The organism is Pseudoalteromonas sp. 4NS20-0020, from assembly GCF_057554385.1.
This window is the reverse complement of the sequence record NZ_BAAJMI010000001.1, coordinates 491,312-506,196: the sequence shown is the minus strand read 5'-3', so window position 1 is coordinate 506,196 and position 14,885 is coordinate 491,312. Positions and strand designations below refer to the sequence as shown.

14 protein-coding genes are annotated in these 14,885 nt (G+C 40.7%); 3 read left to right on the top strand and 11 right to left on the bottom strand.

From position 1 onward, the window contains the following. Positions 1 to 429 precede the first annotated feature (429 nt). Positions 430 to 1,599, top strand: coding sequence for a DcaP family trimeric outer membrane transporter (locus AC27JL_RS02320; protein WP_487194710.1), 1,170 nt, complete (start codon positions 430 to 432; stop codon positions 1,597 to 1,599). Between the two features lie 234 nt (positions 1,600 to 1,833). Continuing rightward, positions 1,834 to 3,957 (top strand): TonB-dependent siderophore receptor, encoded by a 2,124-nt coding sequence (locus AC27JL_RS02315; protein ID WP_487194709.1) that lies wholly within the window; start codon positions 1,834 to 1,836, stop codon positions 3,955 to 3,957. Positions 3,958 to 4,226: 269 nt separating this feature from the next. Here AC27JL_RS02315 and recA read toward each other — a convergent pair whose 3' ends face one another. Then, the gene (gene recA, locus AC27JL_RS02310) at positions 4,227 to 5,270 is read right to left on the bottom strand and encodes a recombinase RecA (protein WP_006791966.1); all 1,044 of its coding nucleotides are present in this window, start codon (positions 5,268 to 5,270) and stop codon (positions 4,227 to 4,229) included. A gap of 65 nt (positions 5,271 to 5,335) precedes the next feature. Next, the gene (locus AC27JL_RS02305) at positions 5,336 to 5,827 is read right to left on the bottom strand and encodes a CinA family protein (protein WP_487194708.1); all 492 of its coding nucleotides are present in this window, start codon (positions 5,825 to 5,827) and stop codon (positions 5,336 to 5,338) included. Positions 5,828 to 5,848: 21 nt separating this feature from the next. Between AC27JL_RS02305 and mutS the strand changes: the two genes are divergently transcribed. Further along, the gene (gene mutS, locus AC27JL_RS02300; RefSeq protein ID WP_487194707.1) at positions 5,849 to 8,431 is read left to right on the top strand and encodes a DNA mismatch repair protein MutS; all 2,583 of its coding nucleotides are present in this window, start codon (positions 5,849 to 5,851) and stop codon (positions 8,429 to 8,431) included. Between the two features lie 68 nt (positions 8,432 to 8,499). On the opposite strand, the gene rpoS is transcribed toward mutS, so the two are convergent. Genes rpoS through ftsB form a run of 9 tightly spaced genes read right to left on the bottom strand, consistent with a single transcriptional unit; the run spans position 8,500 to position 14,858 of the window. Continuing rightward, entirely contained in the window at positions 8,500 to 9,474 is a 975-nt protein-coding gene (rpoS, locus tag AC27JL_RS02295; protein WP_006791963.1) for an RNA polymerase sigma factor RpoS, read from the bottom strand. 35 nt (positions 9,475 to 9,509) lie between these two features. Next, the gene (locus AC27JL_RS02290) at positions 9,510 to 10,334 is read right to left on the bottom strand and encodes a peptidoglycan DD-metalloendopeptidase family protein (RefSeq protein WP_058428486.1); all 825 of its coding nucleotides are present in this window, start codon (positions 10,332 to 10,334) and stop codon (positions 9,510 to 9,512) included. Positions 10,335 to 10,375: 41 nt separating this feature from the next. Continuing rightward, a complete protein-coding gene (locus AC27JL_RS02285; RefSeq protein ID WP_008126892.1) occupies positions 10,376 to 10,954 on the bottom strand; it encodes a YqaA family protein in 579 nt (192 codons plus the stop codon). 9 nt (positions 10,955 to 10,963) lie between these two features. Then, entirely contained in the window at positions 10,964 to 11,602 is a 639-nt protein-coding gene (locus AC27JL_RS02280; protein ID WP_006791960.1) for a protein-L-isoaspartate(D-aspartate) O-methyltransferase, read from the bottom strand. Continuing rightward, positions 11,592 to 12,356 (bottom strand): 5'/3'-nucleotidase SurE, encoded by a 765-nt coding sequence (gene surE / locus AC27JL_RS02275; RefSeq protein ID WP_006791959.1) that lies wholly within the window; start codon positions 12,354 to 12,356, stop codon positions 11,592 to 11,594. The genes AC27JL_RS02280 and surE overlap by 11 nt, the downstream gene beginning before the upstream one ends. Further along, a complete protein-coding gene (truD, locus tag AC27JL_RS02270) occupies positions 12,337 to 13,389 on the bottom strand; it encodes a tRNA pseudouridine(13) synthase TruD (protein WP_010555837.1) in 1,053 nt (350 codons plus the stop codon). Before truD ends, surE begins: the two co-directional genes overlap by 20 nt. Further along, entirely contained in the window at positions 13,386 to 13,883 is a 498-nt protein-coding gene (gene ispF, locus AC27JL_RS02265) for a 2-C-methyl-D-erythritol 2,4-cyclodiphosphate synthase (protein ID WP_008126885.1), read from the bottom strand. Before ispF ends, truD begins: the two co-directional genes overlap by 4 nt. After that, positions 13,880 to 14,581 (bottom strand): 2-C-methyl-D-erythritol 4-phosphate cytidylyltransferase, encoded by a 702-nt coding sequence (gene ispD, locus AC27JL_RS02260; RefSeq protein WP_487194706.1) that lies wholly within the window; start codon positions 14,579 to 14,581, stop codon positions 13,880 to 13,882. The genes ispF and ispD overlap by 4 nt, the downstream gene beginning before the upstream one ends. Further along, positions 14,571 to 14,858, bottom strand: coding sequence for a cell division protein FtsB (gene ftsB, locus AC27JL_RS02255; protein WP_487194705.1), 288 nt, complete (start codon positions 14,856 to 14,858; stop codon positions 14,571 to 14,573). The genes ispD and ftsB overlap by 11 nt, the downstream gene beginning before the upstream one ends. Positions 14,859 to 14,885 lie beyond the last annotated feature (27 nt).

Sequence of the window (14,885 nt, the reverse complement as noted above, 5' to 3'; positions counted from 1 at the left end):
CCGTTTAAATTACTTGCCTTAGGCTCTTAACAAGGATTACTCAGCAGTGCTTTATTAAGTATTAGACCTTAGTTGTACTCGCCTCCATATTACTAATTTGTACTATATAATTAATAAGCTTAAATATTTTTACCTAAACAATACATGATGTTAAATAAAAGTAGCAAAAGATTACTTCACTGTTAAACCTTAGTCTTATAGACCAATAGATAATTGAGTAAACACTACACATATCTAAAGTATTTGTGTTGAACAATTAAGCAAATCTAACAACTATTGCATGCGTTGTTTAAAAATTAAAAGAATATTTATTAACACTGAACAGACTCACACTATTTATTTTTATTCGCAATCTATACCTGTAGCAAGTATTGGCAAAAACGAGTAAAAAATTATAAACAACAAGTAGCCTAAACAAGGGATACCAGTATGAAAATAATTCCATTAAAAACACTCGCAGCAAGCGCTGTTTTATGTGCACTATCAAGCACTACTTATGCGGCTACAGCTGCAAAGATTGGTGACACAGAGTTCACTTACGGCGGATATATTAAACTCGACACTATGTGGAGTGATTATTCAGCGGGTGCCTCTGCTGGTACAAGCGTTGGTCGTGACTTTTATGTACCGAGTACTTTAACTGTAGGTGATGATGACAGCTCAGACGCAGTATTTGATATGCATGCGCGTCAATCGCGTTTTAATTTTGGTACGTCGACCTTGCTGGATAACGGTAAAAAAATTAACAGCAAGATTGAAATTGATTTTCTTGCCTCAGCCGCAGGTGGTAATGAACGCGTATCAAACTCTTTTGCTCCACGCATCCGCCACGCTTTTATAACCTACGACGGATGGTTATTTGGCCAAACATGGTCAAACTTTCAAAACGTAGGCGCTCTTCCTGAAACGTTAGACTTTGTAGGCCCTGCTGAAGGCACAGTGTTTGTTCGCCAAGCTCAAATTAAATACACAACAGGTGCGTGGTCTTTCTCATTAGAAAACCCTGAAAGCACAATCACAACAACAGGCGGAGCACGCGTTGCAACTGATGATGCTTCGCTTCCTGATTTTACCGCACGATACACACACAAAGCAGACTGGGGTAACCTTGTTGTAACCGCACTTGCTCGCCAATTAACGTATAAAGTGGGCGGTATTGATGCTGATGAAACGTCATTTGGCGTAAGTGCATCGGGTATGTTTAAAGTAGGCGACGACAACATTAAATTTATGCTGACACAAGGTAAAGGTTTAGGCCGATATGTAGGTTTAAATGTTGCTCATGGTGCCGTACTCAATGGTGATGAGTTAGATGCAATCGACTCAACGTCTGGCTTTGTTGCTTATCAGCATAAATGGAGCAGCCAATGGCGTTCAACATTCCTTTACTCATTCTTTTCAGCTGACAACAACACTGATTTGTTGAGTATTTCAGGTGATCCAACTGAATCAACGCAAAGCTATAGCGCAAATATTTTATACTCTCCGGTTAAACGCCTAACATTTGGTGCAGAGTTAAAACATGCTGAGAGAGAAACTCAGAGCGGTATTGATGGTGATTTAGACCGCTTACAATTCTCTGTTAAATACGCTTTTTAGTTTAAAGTCTACTCCATAAATTAAGCGGCTTAGGCCGCTTTTTTTATGCGTCTAACTTTAAATTTGGTTAATAAACCTCTTAATTAAACCCTACATAATTTTAAAATAAACCTAAGGGTATTAATTAAGCTGGCCCAAATTAGTTAAAAGATAAACAAACCACAACAACGCAATTGCAAATCAATATCATTTAGATTAGCATAAGTTCCAATTTTTTAACGAACTGGAACCGATATGTCGTCCCCTACTATTTTGCGTTTGTCTAAACTAAGCATTGTTACTTCTTTAATTTTATCTGGAAATACGTTTGCCCAGGAGTTAAAAACTAACAACGAGTCATTAGAGAAAATAGCCGTATATGGCCAGCATCATAAAAACTACATTACCGAAGATGCGCAGTCTGCAACTAAGTTAGGCCTATCAATAAAAGAAACCCCACAAAGTATTTCGGTTGTTTCGCGCGCATTAATGGACGATTTTTCGTTAGATGATATTAACTCCGTTCTTGAAAGCACACCCGGTGTAACGGTGGAGCAAATAGAAACAGATCGGACTTACTTTAAAGCCCGTGGATTTGAAATCACAAACTTTCAAGTAGATGGCTTGGGTATTCCACAAAGTTCGGGGTTAATTCAAGGCTCATTAGATACCTCTATTTACGACCGTGTTGAAATTGTTCGTGGGGCTAACGGTTTAATGACCGGTGCAGGAAACCCTTCTGCAACAGTGAACATGGTACTTAAAAAACCGACCTACATAACAAAAGCACATGCATCTGTATCTTATGGCTCATGGAATAACAAACGACTAGAGGTTGATGTTTCGACTCCAATAAACGATGAGCACGCTGTACGCGCGGTATTTACTAAGCATAAAGCAGAGTCTTACTTGGACCGTTACGAAACTGACAAAACAATAGGTTACTTAGCCTATGAAGGTAAATTAACAGATGATACAACGCTAAGTCTCAACTACGTTAATCAACAAAAAGATGCCGATAGTCCTCTTTGGGGAGCATTACCCCTTTACTACACTGATGGCTCAGCCACTGATTACGATGCATCTACTAGTACTGCATCAGATTGGTCATACTGGGACAACAGTGCTGAACAGGTCTATGTAACGCTTGAGCAAAACTTATCAGCAACTTGGGTAGCAACCGCCCGTTATGCACATATTGAAAACGAGCAAGATTCAGAGCTTTTTTATGTTTATGGCACACCCGATAGAGAAACAGGCCTAGGTCTTACTGGTTACGCAAGCCGTTATGATTACGAGGATAAACACGACCTGTTTGATTTATACGCTAGTGGTAAGTTTGATTTATTTGGTCAAGAGCACGACCTATCATTTGGTGTAAGCCAAGCAAACATGGATTATAACGAGCAGTCACTCTACGATTACACGACGGGTAATGGCTTTCCTGCCATGCCATCGCTTGATACATGGAATGGCGTAGCGCCAGAAGCAACACTTGCAGATGGTTTAAACGGCAGTGATATTGAAAACAAGCAGCAATCTGCTTATATATCTACTCGAATAAAACTTAGTGACCCACTAAGTGTGCTTGCAGGTGTTCGTTACACCGATTGGGAAACAAAAGGCACTGCGTATGGAGTAGTGCAAACACGAGATGACAGTGAAGTTATTCCTTATATAGGTGCGGTTTACGACTTTACAGATTCACTCTCAGCCTACGCAAGCTATACCGAAACATTCGTGCCCCAGGAAGAGCTGGATATAAACGCTGAGCAACTTGCCCCTATTACTGGCAAAAGTAGCGAAATAGGTTTAAAAGCACAGCTTTTAGAAGACCAAGTGTTTTTAACATTGGCGTACTTTGATGCTAAACAGGAAGGCCTTGCTGTTGCACTACCTGATTCATTACCGAGTGATACGCGCTACTATGCTGCTGATGGGATTAGTAGTAACGGTTTTGAGATAGAACTAAGCGGTAAACTTACTGAGAGTTTAAGCACTAGCGTAAGCTTTAGTAATCTAAGCATTAATGGTGACGATTTAGTAAAAGACTACACACCAGCAAATCAATTAAAACTTGCCGCTACTTATCAGGTACCGTTTGTTGAAGGCTTAACATTTGGTGCAAACTATCGTTGGCAAGATTCGGTGAGTCGTGTACAAGTCTTTGACGCAACGGGTACAGCACTTGTAACAACAAACCAAGGTGCTTATGGTATTCTTGATTTGATGGCCAACTACAAGATTACTCAAAACGTAGGTGTTACTTTTAACGTAAATAACACCACCGACGAAAAGTATTTGCATAGCTTATTTTGGGCGCAAGGTTACTACGGCGCGCCGCGTAACTATGCCTTATCTGTTAACTGGCAACTGTAAAGTTAATTATAAGTAAATTTTAATCACACAATTTAAACGACACAGTGTCTGTGTCGTTTTTCATTTTTAAAACTGTAGTTACAAAACCGCCATAGTGTTAATACAGTAAACCCGATGCTATTAAGGCTTTATAACCTAAAAACAGCACGTTTAGTTAGGCGAATTAATAACGACTTAATAAATGCTTTCACACAAAAAAACGCTAACCATTACTGGCTAGCGTTTTTGTAAAGCTCGGGTCAAATCAAGCTTGAAGAACGTTTTAAACCTTAAAGGTCAGCGTCATCACCTAGTACATCTTCACCATCTTCTGGTTCAATTGTCGCTTTAAGCAATAACATATCGCGTAGTTTGCCTTCAATTTCGTTTGCAATTTCTACGTTTTCTTTTAAGAATTTAATTGAATTGTTTTTACCTTGGCCTACCTTGTTACCATTGTAGCTGTACCAAGCACCTGCTTTTTCAACAATTTTGTGCTTAACACCTAAATCAATTAACTCGCCTTGCTTAGAAATACCTTCACCATACATGATGATAAATTCGGCTTGTTTAAACGGAGGCGCTACTTTGTTTTTAACAATTTTAACGCGAGTTTCGTTACCAACAACTTCATCACCTTCTTTCACCGAACCAATACGACGAATATCAATACGAACTGATGCGTAAAACTTAAGCGCGTTACCACCGGTTGTTGTTTCTGGGTTACCAAACATTACACCAATTTTCATACGAATTTGGTTAATGAAAATACATAATGTATTTGAACGTTTAATATTACCCGTAAGCTTACGTAATGCTTGCGACATTAAACGTGCTTGTAAGCCCATGTGCGAGTCGCCCATGTCGCCTTCAATTTCAGCTTTAGGTGTGAGGGCTGCAACTGAATCGACAATCACAACATCTACAGCACTTGAACGCACTAACATGTCACAAATTTCTAACGCTTGCTCACCCGTATCTGGTTGAGAAACTAAAAGCTCATCAATGTTAACACCTAGTTTTTGAGCGTATACAGGATCTAGAGCATGCTCAGCATCAACAAAGGCACATGTTTTACCTTCTTTTTGAGCTTGTGCGATAACTTGCAAAGTCAGTGTTGTTTTACCTGAAGATTCAGGACCATATACTTCAACAATACGACCCATTGGTAAACCGCCTATGCCTAAAGCAATGTCGATCCCTAATGAACCTGTAGATACTGCATCAATGTTCAGGGCTTTATTGTCGCCCAGCTTCATGATTGAACCTTTACCAAATTGACGCTCAATTTGTGATAGTGCAGCGTCTAACGCTTTTTGTTTGTTATCGTTCATTTTGTTCTCCAAATCCGGCTAATGCGAACAAGTATACTGTATGAAACCACAGTATCAAGCGAAATTTATAAATTTATCTTTTCAATTGTATTTTTCAATGCAAATTCAATAGCCTGCATTCTAACTTGGGCTCTATCTCCACTAAATATTTGCTTAAATGTAAATTGTTTATCTGCAATTTGTAGGCAAAACCATACAAAACCCACTGGCTTATCTTGTGTTGCTCCACCCGGCCCTGCTATCCCCGATATAGCAATAGCAACGTCAACATTAGCAATATTTTTTGCACCCAGCGCCATTTCTTTTACGGTTTGCTCACTCACAGCGCCATAATGCTCTAACGTACTCGTCGCTACATTAAGTAGTTCGTGCTTTGCCTCATTGCTATAAGTAACAAATGCACGCCCTAAATAGCGTGAGCTGCCAGGTGTGTCTGTTAGTGCATAACTCACCCCGCCACCCGTGCATGATTCAGCAGTAGTGATCCATAAGCATTTATCCGTTAAAATAACACCTAATTTCGCAGCAAGTGTTTTAATCTCTTGATGTAATTCCATATTCAGCCTTTGGGTAAATACATGTCGTTTGATCTTTTTGCACCACACACTATAAAACAACAAACCCCTATGATGCAGCAGTATCTAAAAATAAAATCAGAGCATCGCGATATTTTATTGTTTTATCGTATGGGTGATTTTTATGAGCTTTTCTTTGACGACGCAAAACGTGCAGCTCAATTGCTCGATATTTCACAAACTCAGCGTGGCAAAGCCGGTGGTGACCCTATTCCTATGGCAGGTGTGCCTTATCATGCCGTAGAAAACTACCTAGCTCGTTTAGTACAAATGGGCGAATCAGTTGCTATTTGTGAACAAGTTGGCGACCCCGCAACCAGTAAAGGCCCTGTTGAGCGAAAAGTAGTGCGCATTGTTACACCGGGCACTATTTCAGATGAGGCGCTTCTTCAAGAACGACAAGACAACTTACTGGCCAGTGTTTGGCAAAATAAAAAAGGCCAATACGGTGTTGCGTATCTTGATATAAATTCTGGGCGTTTTAACGTTGTAGAAGTCAATACTGACGAAGCGTTAAGCTCAACGCTACAACGTTTATCGCCAGCAGAATTGCTTTATAGCGAAAATTTTGAAAACACCCATCTAATCGAACATATTAAAGGCGCTCGTCGTCGCCCTGAATGGGAGTTCGACTTAGATACGGCTCAGCACTTATTATGCGATCAATTTGGAACAAAGGATTTAGTTGGATTTGGTGTAGAAAAAGCTCACTCAGCGCTCGTAGCTGCAGGCTGTTTAATGCAATACGTGAAAGATACACAGCGCATTGCTTTGCCTCATATTCGCGCCATTACGCTTGAGCACAACGAACACGCTGTTATATTAGATGCCGCAACCCGTAAAAATTTAGAACTAACGGTTAATCTGTCAGGCGGATTTGAAAACACGCTTGCACAAGTTCTTGATAAAACAGCCACAGCAATGGGCTCACGCTTATTAAAACGCCGCATTCATACACCTATTCGAAATAAAGACGAGTTGAACTCTCGTCTAAATGCTATTAGCGCAATTTTAGACGTACAACTGTGCGGCGAATTGCACGAGTCGCTAAAAGAGATTGGTGATATAGAACGTGTGATAGCGCGTTTAGCATTATGCACTGCACGCCCAAGGGATTTAACACGCTTGCGCAGTGCTCTACAAGCACTTGCACCTCTGCATAATTTATTAAGTGATGCGAGCGACCCACGCATTACAAGTATTATCAAACACTCACCTGAATTACCTGAGCTACAAGCATTGCTAGAGCGAGCTGTTATTGATAATCCGCCAGTACTTATTCGTGATGGGGGCGTAATTGCGCCGGGTTATAACAGTGAACTTGATGAATGGCGTAACCTAAGTAAAGGGGCAACTGATGTACTCGAGCAGCTTGAACAACGCGAGCGTGAACGTACAGGTATTAGTACGTTAAAAATTGGCTATAACCGAGTGCACGGCTTTTTTATAGAAGTGAGCCGCGCTAATTCACATTTAGTCCCTGCTGATTATATTCGCCGTCAAACGCTTAAAAATAATGAACGCTATATTATTCCAGAGCTTAAAGAGCATGAAGACAAAGTACTTGGTAGCCAATCAAAAGCACTCGCGCTTGAAAAACAATTATACGAAGAGTTGTTTGAATTTATCGCCCCACACATTGAGCAGCTGCAAATAATGGCTGCAGCGCTTGCTGACTTAGATGTATTAAATAACTTAGCAGAGCGTGCCTTTGCACTTAATTATGCTAAACCAGAGCTTTGCGACAACGACAACATTAGCATTCAACAAGGCCGTCACCCTGTTGTTGAACAGGTAATGAAAGACCCATTCATTGCAAACCCTGTAGAGCTTAATAGTCAGCGCAAAATGTTAATTATTACAGGCCCAAATATGGGTGGTAAATCAACCTATATGCGCCAAACAGCACTTATTGTATTAATGGCGCACATCGGCTGTTATGTCCCTGCCGATAGCGCAAAAATAGGTAATATCGATCGTATATTTACGCGTATTGGTGCAAGTGATGATTTAGCGTCTGGCCGCTCAACCTTCATGGTTGAAATGACCGAAACCGCCACAATTTTAAATAATGCGACAGCGCAGTCGTTGGTATTAATGGATGAAATTGGACGTGGTACAAGTACCTATGACGGGCTTTCGCTTGCATATGCCACAGCGAATCATTTAGCATCAAAAATATCCGCTAAAACCCTGTTTGCAACCCACTACTTTGAATTAACTGAGCTTGCAGAGCAAACGCAGGGCCTTGTAAACGTTCACCTTGATGCAATAGAGCATAACGATACCATTGCATTTATGCATACTGTGCTAGACGGTGCGGCAAGCAAAAGCTTTGGTTTACAAGTGGCCGCGCTGGCTGGTGTGCCTAAAGCGGTAATTACACAAGCTAAACAAAAGCTTAAGTTACTTGAAAATCACCAAAGTGTTACTGCACCTAATGCTGAGCAACACGCATTTTCATTTAATAATGGCGCTGTTATTGAGCCTTCACTAGTGGAAGAACAATTAAGTGCAATTGACCCAGATAACTTATCGCCTCGTCAAGCACACGAATTGCTCTATAAATTAAAAGCGTTGCTTTAACAAAAAATGCCGAAGAATAATTTCTTCGGCATTTTTTATTCAAGCCTTGTAAGGCCTTACATTTATTATTAAGAAAATTGGTTAAATAAACTATCTGTGCTTAACCCTTCTTGTTGCAAAATATCTTTTAAACGACGTAGTGCTTCAACTTGTATTTGTCTTACTCGCTCTCGTGTTAGCCCTATTTCTCTACCTACATCTTCAAGTGTAGATGGCTCATAGCCGAGTAATCCAAACCTACGCGCCAGCACTTCACGTTGCTTAAGGTTTAATTCTCCTAACCAATCAACAATGTGTTTATTAATTTCGGTATCTTGCACTTCACCTTCAGGGCCGTTGCCTTTTTCGTCAGGTAAAATATCAAGCAGCACGCTGTCGTTTTCGCCACCAATTGGCATATCAACCGACGCTATTTTTTCATTCAAACGTAACATTTTGGTTACGTCTTCAACTGGCTTATCTAGGCATTCAGCTATTTCTTCTGCAGTTGGCTCATGGTCGAGTTTTTGGGTTAGCTCTCGCGCTGTACGTAAGTAAACGTTTAGCTCTTTCACTACGTGGATGGGCAAACGAATAGTGCGTGTTTGGTTCATAATGGCGCGTTCAATTGTTTGACGTATCCACCATGTTGCATAGGTTGAAAATCTAAACCCGCGTTCAGGGTCAAACTTTTCAACAGCACGAATTAACCCTAAATTACCTTCTTCAATTAAATCGAGTAGCGCTAGTCCACGGTTATTGTATCTACGTGCAATTTTAACAACTAAACGTAAGTTGCTCTCAATCATACGTTTACGAGAGGCTTCACAGCCTTTGAGGGATTTACGCGCGAAAAATACTTCTTCTTCAGCGCTTAATAATGGAGAGAAGCCTATTTCACCTAAGTAAAGTTGGGTGGCATCTAGGTTTTTAGTCACTTCTTCTTTGGCAAATATGTCTTCGTCATCTACTTTTTCAAGTAGCGGTGTTGCTTCTTCAACGGTGTTTTCATCAAACTTGTCGTCATTGCTGATATTTTTTTCAATCTTTGCTGCGCTAGCCATAAGCCTTCTCCAGAGCAATTATCAATACCTAAAATCTAAGGAAGGTATTTAGCAGGATTGACAGCTTTCCCACGGTAACGAATTTCAAAGCGAAGCGCGGTAACCGAAGACTCTGAATTGCCAATTTCTGCTATTTTTTGTCCTGCCTTAACTTTTTGCTTTTCTTTTACAAGTAATTTCGAGTTATGTGCATAAGCACTAAGATAATCATCATTATGTTTCAAAATGATTAAATTACCATAACCTCGAAGCGCGTTACCCGCATACACCACCGTTCCTTGTGCAGCGGCTAAAACTGTAGCCCCCATTTTATTAGTAATTTGTAAGCCTTTATAGCCGTTTTCCTTATTAGAAAAGCGTTTGGTAATTTTGCCCTTTGCTGGCCAAAACCACTTTAATTTACCGCTCGACAATTGCTTTTGGTTACTAACTTTATATTTGGCTTGTTTTTGAACATACTCTCGTTTTTTGGGCTGATCAAGTCCTTTCTTTAATTTTTTGTTATTATTTTGTATGTTTTTTCTAGACTTTTTACTCGAATTCGTATATTTTTTTGAGCTTTTAATTTTTTTGATAGTGGGAGAGAGAGAGATTGACTGGCCTGGATATATAACATAAGGACTTGAAATTAAGTTGTTTTTAGCAAGTTCTCTAAAGTCTTTTCCTGCGCTAAATGCGATTGAATAAAGTGTATCTCCTTTTTGTACTGTATATTTGCCATCTACAATGTTAATTAAATGGTTTGAGTCATTAACATTATTATTTAAGCTACTAACGGGCGCTGGAACATGGCGAGATGAACAACCAAAGAGAAAAACACTAATGAACAAAGCAACATAAAGCATAAATTGTCTATTCATCGTGCTTTTCTCCATGTTTAAGTAACATTATTTTATATAGCTTAACGCAACAAAAAGTACGCAACGGCTATTAATATTACTAATCCCCAGCCAAGCACTTCAATATACTGACGTAATTTTTTCTCCATTTGCGCTCCGCCCCATTTCATAAGCGCAGCAACTAGAAAAAACCGAGCACCGCGCCCGATTGCTGAAGCAATTAAAAATGGTAAAAACGCCATCTGTAAAACGCCCGCACCAATTGTAAATACTTTATAGGGTATGGGTGAAAAACCTGCTAAGAACACCACCCAAACGCCATACTCTTTAAACCAATTTAATGCTACATCAAACTTTTCTTGCCAATGCATCTGTGCAATTAGCGGCTCTACAACAGGTTCAAAAAGCCAAAAACCAAGTAAATAGCCAATTACCCCGCCCAGTACAGATGCAATCGTTGCGAAGCTTGCAAAACGCCACGCCTTACTAGGTTGAGCCAGCGACATTGGCGCTAACATTACATCGGGTGGGATAGGGAAAAAAACAGACTCGGCAAAACTCATTCCTGCTAAATAACGCTCCGCATGGCGGTGCTTTGCCCATACTAGGGCCATATCGTACAACTTAGTAAACAACTTCAAAGTGAATTCCTATTCAATATCACCAGGTACCAAAGGTACAAATCTTACTGGTGCAATAACATGCTCTGTAAAGCTTTCGCCCTTTCGAATAACCATTATTAATTTTTGATCAGCTTCGCCAACCGGCGCTAATAATACACCGCCATCGGCGAGTTGACTTAACAAACCTTGAGGTAAGGTAGCAGCCGCAGCCGTAACAATAATGCCGTCAAATGGTGCTTGAGATTGCCAACCTTGCCAGCCATCTCCATGTTTCATTGTTACATTGTATAAATCAAGCTGCTGCAGACGCCGTTTAGCCTGCCATTGCAAAGCTTTGATCCGCTCAACAGAATAAACGTTAGTAAACGTTTTTGCCAATACCGCTGTTTGATAGCCAGAGCCCGTGCCGATTTCTAATACTTTATCGCGCACACCGGCCAACCTCAAAAGCTCCGTCATACGGGCTACAATATAAGGTTGCGAAATAGTTTGCCCTTGCCCAATAGGTAGCGCTGTATTTTCATAAGCTTTATGCTGCAACACGTCGTCAATAAATAAATGACGAGGTATACCTGCAATGGCATCAAGTACGCCTTGATCCTCAACACCTTCACGTTTAAGTAAATCTGATAACGCTTTCGCACTTCGCGTGTAATTAGCGAGCACGATTTATCTCCAAATTAGATAACCAGTCCCCAACTGCCTTAATGCTATTGTGTGCGGTCATATCAACACTGAGTGGTGTAACCGATGCAAAACCATTATTAATGGCGTAAAAGTCAGTTCCTTCACCTGCATCACTCTCTGTGCCAAGCGAGCCATACCAGTAAATACTTCGACCCCAAGGGTCTGTTTGCTTGGTCATAGTTTCAGCTTTATGCCGAGCGCCTAAACGCGTAACCTGCACACCTTTTAATTCACTTAGTGGAACATCTGGCACATTAACATTAATAATTTGGTCTTTTGGTAATGGGTGCGATGCAAGTTCTTTAATTATATTAACTGTTACCGCAGCCGCTGTTTCAAAGTGCTCGCCATTGTGTGAGCAAAGTGAAACTGCAATAGCAGGCAACCCCAAATGACGACCTTCGGTCGCTGCAGCAACAGTGCCTGAATAAAGCGTATCATCACCTAAATTGGCGCCATGATTAATGCCTGCCACAACTAAATCTGGTTTTTGGTCAACAAGCTGATTAACACCTAAATGAACGCAATCGGTTGGCGTACCATTAACTGACATAAACCCATTTTCAAGAGTTGTTGCACGCAATGGATTCATTAATGTGAGCGAGTTACTTGCACCACTGCAATTGCGATCGGGTGCCACCAAAGTGACGTCTGCAATTTTTGTAAGCGCGTTATATAAGACCGCTATGCCTTTAGCATTAACGCCATCATCGTTACTTAATAGTATCTTCATTTATGCCATTATCCTTTTCTTTTCGCTCTTTTGGACTTGCATCTGTATAGTCCACCAGTTCACGTAGTAATGCGGTTGCAAAACATCCTTTAGGTAAACCAAAGCTCAGCTTAAGTGTGGTGTTATCAAGTGTTTCTACTGCCAAGTTATCAGGAATCAAACGCAACATTCTACGCTCGTTTTTAAGCCCTAATTCACCCAGGCCTTCACACCATGCCTGATAGGGTTTAAGCCATATTTTTTCTTGCTCAGTTAACCCTTTATCACTTTTGCCTGCCATTGGTGCCGACATTACAATATCACCAGAGGCTAAACGTGCTATGTTTTCGTCGTTAATTGCATCTTCAAAAAATGCATTACTGCCGCTGAGCATAAATACTTCGCGGTGCATAGTTTTAGCTAAACCGTGTTCTTTTACACGTAAACTTACAAGTTGATTAAAAATATGTGAACGCGCAGCTGAGATTATAATACCGCGTAACTTCTTATCGCGAATACGTTCGCCGGCAAACATTTTTTCGGCCATAACCAAATTATGCCCATCGCGACCAAAACGCTGCTCGCCAAAGTAATTTGGCACACCAGCACGCACAGCATTTATGCGGCATAATATATCAAGCGGCTCGGTAACATTACGAAGGGTAATGGTAAATTTATTGCCCTTGTGGCAACCGGTGCGTAATTTACGCTCGTGGCGCTGTTGCGACACTATAAAAATGCTTTCGCTATTTAACTCTGTAAAGTCTATATGCTTTTTAATGGGCACTTTTACACTAAACCATTGGCTACATACACCATGACGATCTTTCATGCCCGCGTAGCTTACATCGCGAGGGGATACACCGGCTTTTTGCGCGATAATTTTAGCCACGTATTGTGTGTTTTCGCCTTTTTTAACCACCTGCAAGCATACATGCTCACCGTTACCTGTAAACTCTATACCTAGATCTTCATCTACCATAAAGTCTTCTGCAGTGGTTTTAAAGTCAGCTTTTGAAAGCGGTGCGCCGTATAAATAATTTAAGTCGCTCATGCGTTTTTTGTACTCGCAAGCTCTTTACTCATAATAACCACGGCATGACTAGAAATACCTTCTTTACGTCCTTCAAAGCCCAACTTTTCAGTTGTCGTAGCCTTAACATTTATTTGGCTAAGATCGCAGTTTAAATCATTAGCTAGATTTACACGCATAGCCTGTATGTGCGGCAGCATTTTTGGTGCTTGTGCCACAATGGTGACATCGCCGTTTCCTAATACATAGCCTTGCTCTTTAGCTAGCTTAACAACATGCCGAAGCAAAATGCGGCTATCTATATTTTCATATTCGCTCGCTGTATCAGGAAAGTGCTTACCAATATCGCCCATAGCGAGCGCACCTAAAATAGCATCACATAATGCATGAATAGCTACATCGCCATCTGAGTGTGCTAAAAAGCCTTGTGGGTAATCAATTTTTTCACCACAAATAGTTAACGGGCCTTCGCCGCCAAATTTATGTACGTCAAAACCATGGCCAATTCGTATCATACTGCACTCTCGTTTTGTTGTTTATTTAATAAAAACCCTGCCAAAGCTAAATCTTCTGGCGTGGTTATTTTAATATTATCACTACGACCCGCTATAAGTTTTACTGGTTTGTTTACCCACTCAATTGCACTGGCTTCGTCGGTAATCGGCACACCACTTTGTAGCGCATTTTGCAGCGCATTTTTAAGGTCACTGTACTTAAAAAATTGAGGGGTAAGCGCTTGCCACAGGTCGTCTCGGGGGACGGTTTGCTTTGAGTGTGTATCGCCACGTTTAATGGTATCTTTTACTTTACTGGCTAAAATCCCGCCTTCATTTGCACTAAGGCACTCACTAATAAGGCGCTCAATGTCTGCTAGGTCAACCAATGGGCGCGCTGCATCGTGCACTAATACCCAATCAGGAGGATTGGGTGCTAAAAATAACAAACTATTAAGTACTGAATCAGCACGTTCTTTGCCACCACTTGAACGAACAATGCGCGCATCGGTTAATGGTAGTTCATCAAAGTATGGGTCTGTATCGCTAAGGGCAACAACAATAGTTTGTAGTTGTGGTAATTGAGATAGTTTAGTTAGGGTGTGTTCTAAAATTGTTTTACCCGCTAACTGTATATATTGTTTAGGTGCATTGTGCTGCATTCTGCTGCCTACACCTGCTGCGGGTACAATCGCAACGATAGTTTGTTTATTTCTCATATTGGTTGCCCGGTAAAACACGAATAAATGTTTCGTCCGGCTTAATCATTCCTAATTCGTTTCGGGCACGTTCTTCAATGCCTTCAAGGCCAAGCTTTAAATCTTCTATGTCGGCTTTGAGCACTTTATTACGTTTTATCAACTTTTCGTTAGTGTCTTGGTGGGTTGCCACCGCCCCTTTTAAGCGCGAGTAATCTTGCACACCATTTTGACCAAACCATAACCTGTATTGAACAAACAGTGCTAAGCACACTAAGCACACTTGAAAAACACGCATTTAACACTCCTTATTTAATAATTTAAA